Here is a 16,965-nt window from a genome sequence, read left to right as displayed (position 1 = left end):
GGGGCCGCGCCCCGCCATGATGCAGTGAGGAGGTGCCCATGGACAACAAGAAGAAGCGGCAGTCGATGATGCTCTACGCCATCATCGCCGTGGTCGTCGTCGTGGTCTTGCGCTCCGTGGTGTATCCCAACGTGGTCGGCCAGTCGGTGAAGGATGTGGACTACTCCACCTTCATCTCCATGGTCGACGACGGCAAGGTGAACAAGGTACAGCTCAACACCGACAACGACTCCATCCTGTTCGTCTCGGGGGAGGGCGACTCCGCGCAGACGTACCGGTGCAACGCGTTCCCCAACGACACGACGCTCGTCCAGCGGCTCGAGGACCACAACGTGCAGTTCGCGGCCGAGATCCCCGACGAGTCGTCCAACATGCTGCTCTACGCCCTCATGATCTACGGCCTGCCCATCATCCTGCTCGTCCTGGGAGGGTGGTTCCTCAACCGCCAGCTCAAGAAGTCCATGGGCGACGACGGCCCCTCCATGAGCTTCGGGGGCGGCGGCCTGGGCGGCTTCGGCAAGTCGGGGGCCAAGGTCGTGGCCGAGAAGGAGACGGGCGTCACCTTCCGCGACGTCGCCGGCCAGGACGAGGCCAAGGAGTCCCTGGCCGAGCTCGTGAGCTTCCTCGAGAAGCCCCAGCGCTACGAGGCCATCGGCGCCAAGCTGCCCCGCGGCGCCCTCCTCGTGGGCCCTCCGGGCACCGGCAAGACCCTGCTCGCCAAGGCCGTGGCCGGCGAGGCCAAGGTCCCGTTCTTCTCCATCTCCGGCTCCGAGTTCGTCGAGATGTTCGTGGGCCGCGGCGCCGCCAAGGTCCGCGACCTCTTCAAGCAGGCCAACGAGAAGGCCCCCTGCATCGTCTTCATCGACGAGATCGACACCGTGGGCAAGCGGCGCGACGCCGGCCTCACCACCAACGACGAGCGCGAGCAGACCCTGAACCAGCTGCTCACCGAGATGGACGGCTTCGACAACCACAAGGGCATCGTGGTCATCGGCGCCACCAACCGCCCCGACACCCTCGACCCGGCCCTGCTGCGCCCCGGCCGCTTCGACCGCCGCGTGCCCGTGGAGCTGCCCGACCTCGCCGGCCGCAAGGCCATCCTCGCGCTCCATGCCGACGACGTGAAGATGGAGGGGTCCATCGACCTCGACGTCATCGCCCGCGCCACCCCCGGCGCGTCGGGCGCCGACCTCTCCAACATCATCAACGAGGCCGCCCTCCGCGCCGTTCGCATGGGCCGCAGTCGCGTGACCCAGGAGGACATCCAGGAGTCCGTCGAGGTCGTCATCGCGGGCGAGAAGCGCAAGTCCACGGTGCTCTCCGACAAGGAGAAGCGGATCGTGGCCTACCACGAGATCGGCCACGCCATGGTGGCAGCCGCCCAGAAGGGCCAGGCCCCGGTCTCCAAGATCACCATCGTGCCGCGCACCTCCGGCGCCCTCGGCTACACCATGCAGGTGGAGGAGGACGAGCACTACCTGGTCACCAAGGAGGAGGCCATGGAGCAGATCGCCGTCATGTGCGGCGGCCGCTCCGCCGAGGAGCTCATCTTCAAACAGGTGACCACCGGCGCCTCCAACGACATCGAGCGCGCCACGAAGCTCGCCCGCAACATGGTGACCCAGTACGGCATGAGCGACCGCTTCGGCATGGTGGCGCTCGGCCAGGTGCAGAACCGCTACCTCGGCGGCGACGCCTCGCTCACCTGCTCCGAGGGCACCGCCCAGGAGATCGACGCCGAGGTCATGCGCATCGTGGAGGAGGCGCACCAGAACGCCCTCAAGATCCTGCGGGAGAACCAGTTCAAGCTCCACGAGCTGGCCCGCTACCTGCAGGTGAAGGAGACCATCACCGGCGAGGAGTTCATGGCCATCTTCGCCCGCGACAACGACTTCCTGCCCAAGAGGGAGGACGACGCCTCCTAGGCGCCGGCACGGAATGCCGCGAGGGCCCCGGTGCGGATTCCCGTCCGCGCCGGGGCCCTCGCCGTTCCGGCCGCCGTCGGCCTGCGCCCGCGGCCTAGGCCAGCGCCGCCCGCTCCTTGAGGGTGCCTGAGTTGTAGGCGTCCAGGAGCGCCCGCAGCTCCACGATCCTCTGCCGGATGCGCTCGCCCGTGTCGCTGTCCTCCACGAGGAGCGGACGGTCCGAGGTCTCGAACCGGTCGGTCTCACTCATGATGTCGGCGTTGAGGTCGAGCACGTCCCCGATGGAGGTGAAGGCGCGGTGGGCCTTGATGCGCAGCCCCGATGAGTCGGAGATGAGGGTGTAGCCGGCGATGCCCGTGGTCTTGTGGTAGGCGGTGCAGAAGCCGCCGTCGATGACCACGAGCTTGCCGCAGGAGCGCACCGGGCTCTCGCCGGAGCTCGCCTTGACCGGCGTGTGGCCGTTGACGATGTGCCCGTGCTCGGGGCTCACGCCGAACTCCCGGAGCACCTGCTTGCACACCGAGGGCGACTCGGTGAGCTCCCAGTAGGGGTCCCGGGGCTCCTCCCAGGTGGCGCGGTCGGCCACGAAGGTGCGCTCGAAGGTCTTCATGACCCTGCCCGAGAGCGGCGACGCGGGGCCGCACCAGAGGTAGTACATGAGGTCGAGGTTCCCCTGGTCGGGCTCCATCCAGGCCTGGCGCGCCTCGCGGTCCAGCCAGTCGAACAGGTCGCGCCCGGCCAGGCGCCGCCCGCGGAGCTCTACCGTGCGGAACAGCCCGTCGCCCTCCGTCATGGGGACGCAGGCGTGGAAGAGCAGGTTGTCGTTGGAGATGCGGTAGAGGCTCCCGCGCTCGTAGAGGAACGCCACGTGGCGGCGCAGGCGTTCGGAGTCCGCGAAGGCCTCGGCCATGGCGTCGACCACCTCGCGCTCGCCGTCGGTGAGCGCGAGGGGGTCGGCCGGGTCGATGGTGGGGAAGTCCACGGTGACGAGCGGGGCGTCGCCGCCGGGCAGGTGCACGCAGTCCCCATCGACGTCCACGAGGGGCAGCAGGAGCCGCCCGTCCATGGCGAAGTCCGGGTTGCGGCGGATGAGCTGCCCCTCGAGCTTGAAGAGGATGACCGAGATGGCCTTGTCGATGGGGGAGAGCACGTCGCCGTCGCGGTAGGTGCGCTCCGCGAACAGGGCGAGCTCGCGCATGGAGACGCCGTAGGAGCTCTCGAGGATGGAGAGCGCCCCGTAGCGCAGGTTGTTGCGCACCACGGCCGCCTGGCAGGCGAGCGACCCCGCGGCCGCGCCCATCCACACGATGTCGTGGTTGCCCCACTGGACGTCGGTGGAGGGCATCTCGAGGAGCCGGTCGCAGATGCGGTCGGCGTGGGGCCCGCGGTCGAAGAGGTCGCCCACGATGTGGAGGCGGTCCACGGCCAGGCGCTTGATGAGGGCGGCGAGCGACTCCACGAAGTCCGGGCCGCTCCCCGTGTCGACGATGGTGTCCACGATGCGCTCATGGTAGCGGGAGCGGTCCTCCGACTGCCCGGCCTGGTCGCGGAGGAGCTCGTCGATGATGTAGGCGTAAGACACCGGCATGGACTTGCGCACCTTGGACTGGGTGTAGGCCGAGGCGAAGTGCTTGGCCACCCGGAGGAGCCGCAGCAGGTGGACGCGCCACCAGGCGAGGTCGATGCCCCCGAGGTCGGCCTCGGTCTTGGCGAGCTTCTCCTCGGGGTAGTAGATCAGGGTGCAGAGGTCGTCCTGCTCGGCCTGGGAGAGCCCGTCGCCGAACTCGGCGCGCACCCGCTCGCGGATGACGCCCGAGCAGTTGTTGAGGATGTGCTCGAACGCCTCGTACTCGCCGTGGACGTCGCTCATGAAGTGCTCGGTGCCGCGGGGGAGGCCGAGGATGGCCTCGAGGTTGATGATCTCGGTGAAGACCGACTGACGCGTGGGGAACTGCTCGCTCAGGAGCTCGAGGAAGCGCCCCTCGGTGTCGACGGGTTCCATGGCCCTCCTTCAAGATGACCGTCGTTTCGGGGTCAACCGTAGCACGGCGCCGCGCGCAGCCGCTGGCGGTCCACCCAACCTGCGCAGTGGTACTATCTCTTGCACATGTGCACACACGTCCCCACGTCTGGAGATGGCCCATGGCCAACAGCTACAAGAAGACCACCAACCTTCCCAAGACAGACTTCCCCATGCGCGCCGGGCTCGCGTCGTCCGAGCCCAAGCGCCTCGCCGCGTGGGAGGAGGCCGACGTCTACGGCCTCGCGTGCGAGCAGAACCGCGGCAACGAGCCCTTCGTGCTGCACGACGGGCCCCCGTACGCCAACGGCCCCATCCACCTCGGCCACGCCCTCAACAAGACGGTGAAGGACTTCATCAACCGCTACCAGATCATGCGCGGTCGCGAGGTCGCCTACGTCCCCGGCTGGGACTGCCACGGCCAGCCCATCGAGCACAAGGTCGAGGAGCACCTGGGCACCGAGCGCTTCAACGCCACCGACCCGTCCGAGATCCGCGCCCTCTGCCGCCGGTTCGCCGTCGAGAACATCGACCTCCAGCGCCAGGGCTTCCGCCGCCTGGGCGTCCTCGGCGACTGGGAGCACCCCTACCTCACCCTCTCCAACGACCACGACGCCGCAGACATCGAGGTCTTCAAGCGCATCTGGGACACCGGCGCCATCTACCGCGGCCGCAAGCCCGTGCACTGGTGCACCCACTGCCACACGGCCCTCGCCGAGGCCGAGATCGAGTACGCCGACGTCACCGGCCCGTCCATCTACGTTGGCTACGCCATGGAGGACGTCCCCGAGGGCCTGGCCGACGCCGCCATGCCCGTCTCGGTCATGATCTGGACCACCACCCCGTGGACGCTGCCCGCCAACGCCGCCGTCGCCATGAAGCCCGGGGCCACCTACGTGGCCTTGGCCCACGACGGCCGCGCCTACATCGTGCTCGAGGACCTCGCCCCCCGCGTGGCCTCCGTCGCCGGCTGGGAGCCGGAGCTCGTGGAGGTGGGCGGCGAGCCCTGGCGCGCCACGGCCGAGGAGCTCAGCGGCCTGCGCTACCACCAGCCCGTGTTCGACGACGTGCTCTGCCCCGTCATCACGGCCGACTACGTGGGCACCGAGGACGGCACCGGCATCGTCCACATCGCCCCGGGCCACGGCGCCGACGACTTCTACGCCGGCGTGGCCGCCGGCATCCCCGTGGTCATGCCCGTGGACGACGACGGCCGCTTCTACTCCGACTCCGGCGACACCTGGGGCACCGGCGGCCCCTGGAGCGGCATGGAGGTCACCGAGGCCAACCCCAAGATCGTGCGGTGGCTTGAGGACCGCGGCGCCCTCGTGCACGCCGGCACCGTCGAGCACAGCTACCCCCACTGCTGGCGCTGCAAGAACCCGGTGATCTTCCGCGCCACCGACCAGTGGTTCGTCTCCATGGACGACACGGGCCTGCGCCGGCGCTCCCTCGACGCCATCGAGAACGAGGTCCGTTGGTACCCGGCCTCCTCCGTCAAGCGCATCCGCGCCATGGTGGAGGGCCGCCCCGACTGGTGCCTGTCGCGCCAGCGCGTGTGGGGCGTGCCCATCCCGTCGTTCACCTGCGCCGACTGCGGCGCCTCCGTCATGAACGACGCCACCCTCGACGCCGTCATCGCCCTGTTCCACGAGAAGGGGTCCGACGCCTGGTACACCGACGACCCGTCCTCCTACCTGGGCGACGCCGACGTGTGCCCCGAGTGCGGCGGCCACCACCTCGTGCCCGACCGCGACATCCTCGACGTCTGGTGGGACTCCGGCGTCTCCCACACCGCCGTCCTCAAGGACCGCGAGGGCCTCGCCTTCCCGGCCGACCTCTACGTCGAGGGCTCCGACCAGCACCGCGGCTGGTTCCAGAGCTCGCTGCTCACCTCCATGGGCGCCTACTCGTGCCCGCCCTTCAAGGGCGTGCTCACCCTGGGCTTCACCTTGGACGGCCAGGGCCGCAAGATGAGCAAGTCGCTCGGCAACACCGTCGACCCCAACGAGATCTTCGACACCCTCGGCGCCGACATCGTGCGCCTCTGGGTGGCCTCGGTGGACTCCACCTCCGACATGGCCTGCGACAAGGAGATCCTCGACCGCGTCTCCGACGCCTACCGCCGCTTCCGCAACACCTTCCGCTTCCTGCTCGGCGAGCTCGAGGGCCAGTTCGACCTCGAGACCGACGGCCTGCCCGCCTCCGAGCTCACCGCCCTCGACCGGCTGGCCCTCGCCCGCCTGTCCGAGGTGCACGCGCAGGTGGAGGAGGCCTACGGCGAGTACCGCTTCAACCAGGTCTACCGCCTGCTCTACGACTACGTGGTGACCGAGCTCTCCAACGGCTACCTCAACGCCACCAAGGACCGCATGTACTGCGACGCCGCCGACTCCGCCGCCCGCCGCAGCGCGCAGAACGCGTGGTACCAGATCCTGTCCATGCTGCTCCGCGACCTCCAGCCCATCCTCGCCTACACCTGCGACGAGGTCCTGGCCTACGTGCCGGCCTCCATGCGGGAGGGCAAGGGGTTCGCGGCGCTGCTCTCCTGGTACGAGGCGCCCATGGACGCCGCCGAGCGCGACGCCCTGCTGCCCGCCTACCGCGTGCTCACCGAGGTCCGCAACGCCTACACGAAGGCCTACGAGGAGGCCCTCGCCTCCGGTGCGGTCACGGAGAAGACCACCCAGGCCACGCGCGTGTCCGTCACGCTGCCCCAGGCGTCGCTCGACCTCCTCGCGCCCATGGCCGGCGATGTCGCGGAGTTCCTCGTGTGCTCCGAGGTCGAGCTCTCCTGCGGCGACGGGCTCGCCGTGACGGTGGCGCCCGCCCGCGGCGAGAAGTGCCCGCGCTGCTGGAACTGGCGCGAGCTCGGGGACGACGGGCTCTGCGACCGCTGCCACGAGGCCGTCGACGCCTTGGAGGGCGATGCGTAGGACCATGGGCCGCAGCGCCCGCATGGGCCTCGCCCTGGCCGTCGCGGCGGCCTGCGTCGCCCTCGACCAATGGACCAAGGCCCTCGCCCTGGGGCACCTCGTCCCGGGCAGGCCCGTGACGCTCGTGCCGGGCGTCATGGACCTGCTCCTGGTGCGCAACACCGGGGCCGCCTTCTCCATCGGCGAGGGGGCGGGCTGGGTGTTCGTGCTCGTCTGCCTGGCGGTCTGCGCCGCCGTGGCCGTGGCGCTCTGGCGCACCCGCGACGTCCCGCTGCCGCTCGTGGTGTGCGCGGGCCTCGTGGTGGGCGGCGGCGTGGGCAACCTCATCGACCGCGTGACCCGCGGGTGGGTCTGCGACTTCTTCGCCACCACGTTCGTGGACTTCGCCGTCTTCAACGTGGCCGACATCTTCGTCTGCACCGGCGTGGGGCTCGGCATCGTGCTCACGCTCGTCTGGGACGCCCGCCGGGCCCGCGAGGGCGAGGCCAAGGACGGCCGCGCCGCCCGCTCCGTGGCCCGCGGCGACACCGAGGGGACCGGGGGCGGCTCCGCGGCCGACCGGCTGCGCGGCAAGGGGGGCGGCCGCCGTGGCTGACCGCATCGTGAACCTCATGGTCGACGACGCCGGCGACGGCATGCGCATCGACGCCTGCCTGGCGTCATTCGACGGCATGCCGAGCCGCAGCGCCTGCGCGAGGCTCGTGGGCGACGGCCGCGTGACCGTCAACGGCGTCTCGGTCCGCTCCAAGAGCGAGCCCGTGTCCATGGGCGACATGCTCCAGGTGACCATCGCCGTTCCCGACGCCCCGGCGATGGGGGAGGGGCCCCTCCGACCCGCCCCCATCGACCTCGACGTCCGCTTCGAGGACGACTACCTCCTCGTGCTCTCCAAGCAGGCGGGGCTCGTGTGCCACCCGAGCCCCGGCCACACCGACGACACCCTGGCCAACGCCCTCGTGGCCCGCTGCGGCTACGCGCACCTCGGCACGCTCCAGGGGGAGGACCGCCCCGGCATCGTGCACCGCCTCGACCGGGACACCTCGGGCCTCATGGTGGCGGCCAAGGACGACGTCACGCAGAAGGCGCTCCAGGACCTCATCCGCATGCGCACGCTCGACCGCCGCTACGTCACCCTCGTGCAGGGCTACGTGGCGCCCGAGACCGGCCTCGTGGACGTGGGCATCGCCCGCTCCACCCGCGACCGCCTGCGCATGGCCGCCACGGACGCCCCGGGGTCGCGGGAGGCCATCACCACGTTCACCACGCTCGAGCGGTTCGAGGCCGGCCCCCGCGACGAGGGCTACTCGCTCCTCGAGTGCCACCTCTACACCGGCCGCACGCACCAGATCCGCGTCCACATGGCCCACATCCACCACCCCGTGGTGGGGGACCCGGTCTACGGGGCCGGCGACCTGAGGCGCAACCTCGGCCTCGACAGACAATTCCTCCACTCGTGGCATATAGAGTTCGATCATCCCCGCACCGGCGAGACCCTGTGCCTGGCAGACACGCTGCCGGCCGACCTGTCCGGCGTCCTCGACGCCCTGGCCGACCGGTCCATGGGCCGCACCGAGGCGGGGGAGCGCATCGTGCCTGCGCTCGGTCCAGCACGAGCCTGACAGAGAGGGAGCACCGTGGAGCTCACCCGCCTCGGCATCACGCCCATCGTCGTGTTCAACACGATCATCTTCCTGTTCTTCACCGTGGCGTTCTTCTACCAGATCGTCTACTTCCTCGTGGGGCTCCGCCGCGGCGAGGTGGAGCTGCCCGAGGCCAAGAAGAACCACCGCTATGCCTTCATGATCGCCGCCCACAACGAGGAGGTCGTCATCGGGCAGCTCGTGAGGTCGATCAAGGAGCAGGACTACCCGGCCGAGCTCATCGACGTCTACGTGGTGGCCGACGCCTGTACCGACGCCACGGCCGAGCGGGCCCGGGAGGCGGGCGCCTACGTCTACGAGCGCAACGACCTCGCCCGCAAGGGCAAGAGCTGGGCGCTCGACATGGGCTTCGACAACGTGCTCAACGAGCGGGGCGACGACTACTACGACGCCTTCATCATCTTCGACGCCGACAACCTGCTGTCCAAGGACTACGTCAAGCAGATGAACAAGGTCGTGGACCTCGGCTACCTGGCCGCCACGAGCTACCGCAACTCCAAGAACTTCGACTCCTCCTGGATCAGCTCCGCCTACGGCATCTGGTTCCTGCGCGAGGCGCGCTTCCTCAACAACGCGCGCATGATGCTCGGCACCGGCTGCGCCATCTCGGGATCGGGCTGGATGGTCTCCAACAAGATCATCCGCTCCATGCACGGCTGGGCCTTCCACACCCTCACCGAGGACATCCAGTTCTCCACGTTCTGCGCCGCCAACGGCATCCGCATCGCCTACGCCCCTGCCGAGTTCTTCGACGAGCAGCCCGTGACCCTCAAGGCGTCCTGGATCCAGCGCATGCGGTGGACCAAGGGTTTCTACCAGGTGTTCTTCTCCTACGGTGGCGACCTTGCCCGCGGCATCGGCTTCGGCAGGTTCTCGAGCTACGACATGCTCATGACCATCGCCCCGGGCATGATCCTCACGCTCCTGTCGGCCATGGTCAACGCCACCTACCTCGTGGTGGGCTCCATCAGCCACGGGTTCCTGGCCACCCAGTCCGAGATCGCCATGTGCGTGGGCTCCCTCGTCATGACCTTCGCGTCCATGTACCTGGTCTTCTTCGTGCTGGCCCTGCTCACCACCGTGGCCGAGCGCAAGCACATCCACGCCACCAGGCGCTGGCGCGTCTGGGCCAACGTCCTCACGTTCCCGTTCTTCATGATGACCTACATCCCCATCACCGTGATCGCCCTGTTCAAGAAGGTCGAGTGGGTGCCCACCAAGCACGAGTTCGCCATGTCCGTGGACCAGGTCACGGCCGACTGACGCTGCTCCGAAGGCTGCCGGGTGCGCTATCATCGTGCGATACCGCCGTCGTGCGGGGGCCCGACACCTGTGAAAAAAGGAGCTGCCATGGCAACGTTCTTCCCCGGTGAGTCGCACACCTTCTCCGAGTACCTCCTGGTACCCGGGTACTCCTCCTCTGAATGCGTCCCCGGGAACGTGAGCCTTGCCACGCCCCTGGTCAAGTTCCGCCGCGGCGAGGAGCCGGCCCTCACCCTCAACACCCCCATGGTCTCGGCCATCATGCAGTCGGTCTCCGGCCCCCGCCTCGCCATCGCCCTTGCCCAGGAGGGCGGCATGAGCTTCATCTACGGCTCTCAGACCGCCGAGGACGAGGCCCGCATGGTGCGCGAGGTCAAGGCCTACAAGGCCGGTGTCGTCACCTCGGACTCCAACCTCACGCCCGACATGACCCTGGCCGAGGTCATGCGCCTCAAGGAGCGCACCCACCACTCGGCCATGCCGGTCACCGACGACGGCGGCCCCCACGGCCGGCTCCTCGGCATCGTCACCTCCCGCGACTACCGCCCGAGCCGCGACGCCGCCGACAAGCCCGTCCGCGACTTCATGACCCCCATCGACCGCGTGGTCACCGCCCCGGCCTCCTACACGCTCTCCGAGTGCAACGACATCATCTGGGAGAACAAGCTCAACCAGCTGCCCATCGTCAACGACGACGGCACCCTGGTGGGCATGGTGTTCCGCAAGGACTACGACTCCCACAAGTCCAACCCCAACGAGCTCCTCGACTCCTCCAAGCGCTACATCGTTGGCGCCGGCATCAACACCCGCGACTACGCCGAGCGCGTGCCGCTGCTCGTGGAGGCCGGTGCCGACGCCCTGTGCATCGACTCCTCCGAGGGCTTCTCCGAGTGGCAGTCCCGCACCCTGTCCTGGATCCGCGACAACTACGGCGACGCCGTCAAGGTCGGCGCCGGCAACGTGGTGGACGCCGAGGGCTTCCGCTTCCTGGCCGACGCCGGCGCGGACTTCGTCAAGGTGGGCATCGGCGGCGGCTCCATCTGCATCACCCGCGAGCAGAAGGGCATCGGCCGCGGCCAGGCCTCGGCCCTCATCGACGTCTGCGAGGCCCGCGACCGCTACTTCGAGGAGACCGGTGTCTACGTGCCCGTGTGCTCCGACGGCGGCATCGTGTACGACTACCACATGACCCTGGCCCTGGCCATGGGCGCCGACTTCCTCATGCTCGGCCGCTACTTCGCCCGCTTCGACGAGAGCCCCACCGAGCGCGTCACGGTCAACGGCTCCTATATGAAGGAGTACTGGGGCGAGGGTTCCGCCCGCGCCCGCAACTGGGCGCGCTACGACCTTGGCGGCGACAAGAAGCTGAGCTTCGTCGAGGGCGTCGACTCCTACGTGCCCTATGCCGGCCCCCTGCGCGACGGCGTCCAGAACTCCCTGCTCAAGATCCGCTCCACCATGTGCAACTGCGGTGCCCTCACCCTGCCCGAGCTCAAGGAGAAGGCGCGCCTCACCCTGGTCTCGGCCACGTCCCTCGTGGAGGGCGGCGCCCACGACGTGGTGCTCAAGGAGCCCAACCAGCAGGTGACGCTCAACTTCAACTAGGCGCCGGCCGGTCGCGGCCCGTCCGACCCAAAGACCCCTGGGACCCGTGGTTCCAGGGGTCTTTTCTTTGCCTCTCAATCCCTGATTCCCGGCGTGTTATCAGTTCACTTTAAGGTATAGCTGTGCCATAGTGGCATATTAAGACTCTGTTCAGGTGTCCGCCCCTCGCCGGGGCGCGGTGGTTTGGAGGCAGCAATGGCAGACAGCGCCAGAAGGGCGGCGGGGCGCCGCATCCTCGCCGTCGTCCTGTCGGCCCTTCTCGTGGGCCAGTCCCTCGGGCCGGCGGCCTACGCGCGACCGGACGCGGGGCCCGAGGCGGTCCTGCAGGAGCAGGTGGCCGACGGCCCGTCCGAGGTCTCGGCCGAGCCTCCCGCGGAGGAGGGGGAGGCCGGGGACCGCACGGCCCCTGAGGTCGACCCGGACGGCCCCGACGTCGCCGACGCCGCCGACGCCGCGGTCGCGCCCCTCGCCGCCCTCGCCGCCGCGCCCTTGGCGGCCCTGGCGCCCCGGGCGGGCACCGGCGACTTCGCCGTCACCGGCGGCGAGGAGGGCGTCGACTACGCCTTCGACGGCAGCGTCCTGCACATCATGACCTCCACGCCCCTCACCGTCTCCATGGCCTCGGGCAAGACGAGCACCGCCCAGACCATCGACATCGACGCGGGGGTCAAGGCGGACCTCACCCTTGCCGGGGTGAACATCTCCACGGCCTCCCGTTCTCCCATCAACCTGGTCACCAACTCCGACGAGGACGGCGACGGGGTCAAGGTCCGCAACGCCGCCGACATCGTCGACAAGACCACCCTGCACCTGACCCTGGCCGACGGCTCCTCCAACTCCCTGGTCAACACCGTGACGGGGGCCAACGGCTGGCCCGCCGTCCGCTGCGGCTGGGGCTCGGTGCTGATCGTCGACGACGCCCGCACCAACGTCCGTGCCGGCGGTTCCAAGTTCGACCTCTCCGACATCGTCACCCCGGCCGACGGCAAGGTGGCGGCCGACGTCACGCTCCTGGACGGCACCGAGCTCAAGGCGGGCGATCCCCTGACCCGCCTCGAGTCGCCCCACCCCGGCACCCTCACCGTGCAGGGCGGCGGCCACTCCGCGGGCATCGGCTCCGGCCCCAAGGAGAACGCCGGCACCATGGTCTTCAACGGCGGTGTCGTGTCGGCCAAGCCCCTGCCGTTCAACAACAGCAACTGGAGCTATGCCAACGGGTCCGGCATCGGCGGCGGCTCGGCCGGCTCCGGCACCGTGACCATCTTCAACGGCGGCCGCATCACCGCCCAGGGAGGCTCCTGCGGCACCGCCATCGGCGCCGGCTTCGGCTACCACGACATGACCGGCCACCACGGGTGCTCCGCCAAGGCGGACGCCATCGTGGTCCCGGCGAGCAAGGCGGAGAACATCTACTCCTACGGCTACACGTTCTTCGACGTGCCCGTGAGGGGGTCGGCCTTCGACGGCGGCGCGCTTCAGAGCGGCGGGTACAACGCCTACTTCACCGTGGCCGGCGACATCTACATCAACGGCGGCTTCGTCAACGCCGTCGCCGCGTACCACGGCAATGCCATCGGCCAGTGCTGCGCCCACGGCCCGGCGTCCAACCTGAACCACATCATCAAGGTGACCGGCGGCACCGTCATCACCTCGGTGGGCAACAAGACCTCCACCAACCCCACCATGTACGCCGTAGGCGCGGCCCAGGGCTACACCATCGTCACCGGCGGCTCCGTCATGGTGGAGAACCGCAGCGACGGCACCTACTCGCCCATGTTCCAGGGTATCGGCGACACCGCCTTCAACACCCAGGGGGTTGAAGGCTGGGACGACGTCGAGGCCCTGGGCGGCTCCTTGCCCGACTCCGACAAGGTGCAGATGCTCACCATCAACCTCTCGAGCGAGTTCGACGAGTCCGAGAACAAGACCGTGCCGGTGACCAAGTGGAAGCTCGAGGTCGACAACCAGGTCCAGGCCTACGGGTCGCCCTCCTACCTCAACGACGGAAGGCTCTACCTGTGGCTGCCGGCCACGGCCACGGGCAAGAACGTGACGGTCACCATGTCCTACCTCGACAACGACGGCGTCGAGCACGACATCGAGCCCATGTACGTCGAGGAGGTGGGCGGCTCCCAGGGCTCCACCCTCAAGCGCTACATCGACATCGACGTCGACAGGCTCACCGACGAGCAGAAGGAGTACTTCTCCGGGCTCCAGAAGGCCTACGACGGCCTGCCCTTCGAGACCCTCACGGTCTCCGACGACAAGCCCATCGACACCACGCCCTTCGAGACCAACGGGAAGCTGCTCACGGACCCCACCAAGCTCGAGGTGAGCTACCAGGCCTACGACGGCGAGGGGGGCAGCCCCCTGCCCGGGAGCTCCGTCGTCCACGACGGGAAGATGCCCGCCGACACCGGCACCTTCCGCTTCCAGCTCATCTCCAAGCAGTACGCCGAGCAGCCCGGCTTCATGGAGAACTACTGGGGCCACCGCATCACCGGCTGGTCGAGCGTGACGCCGGTGCCGGCGGTGGTCAAGATCGCCGAGACCGACGGGACCGCCTGGGTGCGCCTGGCCGACGACGGCAGCTACGAGCTGGTGAAGGAGACCGACACCGAGCCCGGCAACCGCCTCCGCCTGGCCTTCACCCTGCGGAGCGCCAAGGGCACCGCCGTGACCTGCAAGGCCCCCACCGGCTCGTTCCAGGTGCTCATCGACGGCAAGCCCGTGGGTGAGGCGGTGCCGCTCACCGAGGAGGCCATGAAGGCGTCCCCCGGCTCCTCCATCGCGGTCAAGGCGGGTGCCACCGACGCCTCCGCCAACACCCCCGAGGCCGTGGCCGGCGAGGCGGGCCGCTGGGAGACCCAGGTGGTCTACTACCTCGACCCGACGCGCCTCGACGGCGCCCTGGACGTGCTCGACGGCACGTCCGGCAACAGCCACGACGTCACCGTGCGCTACATCCCCGACAAGAACTACGTGGAGGGCACCGAGGCCAACCCCGAGAACGAGGCCACCAAGCCCACCACCATCGTCCCGGTGAAGCCGGAGGGCACCGTGAGCCCCGACGACCCGGACAAGGTCGAGGTGGAGGACGGCGAGGACCGCGACCCCGGCACGCCCGACCCCGACAACCCCACCGGGAGGCTCCAGGTGGTCCGCAAGACGGTCACCGTCAACTACGGCGACTTCCACAGCGAGGACGCCGAGGTGGACGACTTCTTCAGGCTCGCCCTCACCTCCACCTCCTCCGCGCCGGGCTCCTTCTCGGTCTCCAACGGGGCCGTGGCCGACCTGGTGTGCGGTGAGGACGGCGAGCCGCTCCTCGAGGACGGCAGGCTCCAGGTGCGCGTCAACAGCTGCGGCACGTCGACGATCGTCCTGGAGCAGGGGGCCAATGCCCTCTACACCGGCATCAAGTACATCATCACCGTCAACGTGCGGCCCGACCCCGGCATCGTGCCCCACGTCCAGATCCGCCTCACCTGGCGAAACCTCACCGCCACCGAGGGCGAGGGCCTCGCCCCCGTCGCCAGGCTCGTGGTCAGGGCCCTGGGCGCCGCCGACTCCGCCCTTCCCGCGCCCCTGGCGTCCGTCGGACGCGCCCACACGCCGCCGCGTCCCGGCGACGTCATCGAGTACACGGTGACCGGCCTCAACCTCACCCCCGGCTCCGCCTGGCAGGCCGCCGAGCTCACCGACGCCATCGACGAGAGGCTCGAGTTCGACAGCGACTCGGTGCAGATCTCGCCCAACTACCCCACGCGCACCGACAAGAGCACCGACCTCGGTTCCGACGCCTTCTACGAGGGCTTCGACTGGGACGCCCTGAGCTGGTCCGACGTCGACCCGGCACACTTCACTTACCAGAGGCCCACGCTCACCAAGGGGGTGGGCACCGTCTACGGCGGCCAGTCCACCTCGGTGCGCTTCCGCGCCACGGTGGGGCTCGACAGGGGCCTCGGCGACAGGCCGGGCGACGACGGCAGGCTCCCCGAGATCTCCAACCTGCCCGGTGGTGGCGGCGGCTTCGGCAAGGATGAGGCCGACCTCGACCCCGGCGAGGAGGCGGAGCCCGTCGCCCCGCTCCCCGAGGAGAACGTCGTGGTCGTCGGCGGGGGCGACCCGGAGCCCGGGAAGCCGTCGGTGCCCGAGCCCACCCCCGTCCTGCCCAGGGACCCCGTGGCCGCCGACATCCTCACCACGGTCGAGGTGGAGCAGGTCGAGCACCGCGAGGAGCACGGCGACGACCGCATCCTCGTGGGCGACGTGTTCCGCGTGACGGCCACCTCCACCAACCGGGCCCCCGACTCCAAGCTGGCGAACGCCGTGATCAAGGTGACCCTCCCCGAGGGCATGAGGCCCAAGGCGGGGACCATCCGCCTCACCGATGCCGCCGGCACCGTCTACGAGGTGCCCGACGGCGCCTACGACCCCGAGACCGGCATCGTCGCCGTCAACGCCGGCGACCTCTACGGCGGCGAGAACGCCCGTCTGACCTTCGACGTCGAGGTTGTCTCGGTCTCTCCCGACGGCACCGACCCCTCCGCCCCGCCCGTCACCGGCTCCACCTTGGGCGAGACGCCCACCGACGAGTGGGAGCGTGAGCACCCCGACCCCGACGACCCCGACGGGCCCCAGGACCCTGCCCCCGACCCCGTGCCCGGCACACCCTTCGTGCCCGGCGCCCCCTGGGCCGACCTGGAGGACGAGCTCGTCTCCACGCCCCCGGCGAGCGACCCCGACATGCCCCCCGTGCTGCCGGCCAGCCCCCGGCTCCCCGGCGACGGGGCCGAGGCCGACGTGCGCGTCACCAAGACCGCCGACAACCTGAGCAGGGACGACGGCACCACCCGGGTGGGCGACACGGTGCGCTACGCCGTCAAGGTGGAGAACGTCGCCGCACAGACCGCCTGGTACGACGTGGTCGTGGCCGACAGGCTCCCCATGGGCCTCGAGCCCGTGGCGGGCTCCATCTCGCTCACCGGCCCCGACGGGGTCCGTCACGAGGTGCCCGACGACGCCTACGACCCCGCCACTCGCCGCCTCGCCGTGACCGCCGGCGACCTGCACGGGCCCGCCGCGGCCACCCTCGTCTTCGACGTGACCGTCACCGACGGGGCCGTGGGCGCCGACGTGGGCAACGTGGCCGACGCGTTCGGCACCACCCCCGCCGACGTCGACCTCGACGCGGTGGCCCCGGGCGCCCAGCGCCCCGCGGGCGGGGACCCCTTCGTTCCGTCAGACGGCTGGGACGCGTGGCTCGCCGGCAGGCCCTCCGTCTCCAACCCGGAGCCCGCCTACCCCGACGGCGTCGACGGCTCCGGCGGCGTCCTCCCGTCGGACGGGGGCGCCCCCGGCGGCGCCCCGGGCGCATCCACCCTGCCCGCCACGGGCACCGGGCGCACCGGGCGGCCCGGGACCCTGCTGCCCGCCACCTCCGACGTCGCCTCCATGGTGCCGGCGTTCGCGGGCGCGGCCTCGGCCGGCACCCTCGGCCTCGCCCTCGTCCTGAAAAGGAGGCGCTAGGGGAGGGACGGCCCGGCGGTTCT

8 protein-coding genes are annotated in these 16,965 nt (G+C 69.9%); 7 read left to right on the top strand and 1 reads right to left on the bottom strand.

The genetic code is table 11. The features are described from left to right. Nucleotides 1–38: 38 nt before the first annotated feature. A complete protein-coding gene (ftsH, locus tag NFR49_RS01890) occupies nt 39–1,925 on the top strand; it encodes an ATP-dependent zinc metalloprotease FtsH (protein WP_251157989.1) in 1,887 nt (628 codons plus the stop codon). A 94-nt stretch (nt 1,926–2,019) separates the two neighbouring features. Here the strand turns inward: ftsH and NFR49_RS01885 are convergent, their stop codons facing one another. Continuing rightward, nucleotides 2,020–3,927 (bottom strand): fructose-1,6-bisphosphatase, encoded by a 1,908-nt coding sequence (locus tag NFR49_RS01885; RefSeq protein WP_251157988.1) that lies wholly within the window; start codon nt 3,925–3,927, stop codon nt 2,020–2,022. 140 nt (nt 3,928–4,067) lie between these two features. On the opposite strand from NFR49_RS01885, the gene ileS reads away from it, so the two are divergent. The 6 genes from ileS to NFR49_RS01855 all read left to right on the top strand — a co-directional run bounded on the left by ileS (nt 4,068) and on the right by NFR49_RS01855 (nt 16,942). Continuing rightward, nucleotides 4,068–6,881 carry an isoleucine--tRNA ligase gene (gene ileS, locus NFR49_RS01880; protein ID WP_251157987.1) on the top strand — a complete coding sequence of 938 codons (2,814 nt, stop codon included), beginning with the start codon at nt 4,068–4,070 and terminating at the stop codon, nt 6,879–6,881. Further along, nucleotides 6,874–7,476 (top strand): signal peptidase II, encoded by a 603-nt coding sequence (gene lspA / locus NFR49_RS01875; RefSeq protein WP_251157986.1) that lies wholly within the window; start codon nt 6,874–6,876, stop codon nt 7,474–7,476. Before ileS ends, lspA begins: the two co-directional genes overlap by 8 nt. Then, on the top strand, nt 7,469–8,500 hold the full coding sequence (locus NFR49_RS01870; RefSeq protein WP_251157985.1) for an RluA family pseudouridine synthase: 1,032 nt from the start codon (nt 7,469–7,471) through the stop codon (nt 8,498–8,500). Before lspA ends, NFR49_RS01870 begins: the two co-directional genes overlap by 8 nt. Before the next feature lie 15 nt (nt 8,501–8,515). Further along, nucleotides 8,516–9,805 carry a glycosyltransferase family 2 protein gene (locus NFR49_RS01865; RefSeq protein WP_251157984.1) on the top strand — a complete coding sequence of 430 codons (1,290 nt, stop codon included), beginning with the start codon at nt 8,516–8,518 and terminating at the stop codon, nt 9,803–9,805. Nucleotides 9,806–9,892: 87 nt separating this feature from the next. Further along, a complete protein-coding gene (locus NFR49_RS01860) occupies nt 9,893–11,410 on the top strand; it encodes an IMP dehydrogenase (RefSeq protein ID WP_251157983.1) in 1,518 nt (505 codons plus the stop codon). A 195-nt stretch (nt 11,411–11,605) separates the two neighbouring features. Then, complete coding sequence (locus tag NFR49_RS01855) at nt 11,606–16,942, top strand: hypothetical protein (protein WP_251157982.1); 5,337 nt, start codon at nt 11,606–11,608, stop codon at nt 16,940–16,942. The last annotated feature ends 23 nt before the right edge of the window (nt 16,943–16,965 follow it).

This window comes from Caniella muris, from assembly GCF_943193035.1.
Lineage (GTDB): Bacteria > Actinomycetota > Coriobacteriia > Coriobacteriales > Atopobiaceae > Granulimonas > Granulimonas faecalis.
The sequence above is the reverse complement of the archived record's forward strand: the minus strand, read 5'-3'. Positions and strand labels throughout refer to the sequence as shown.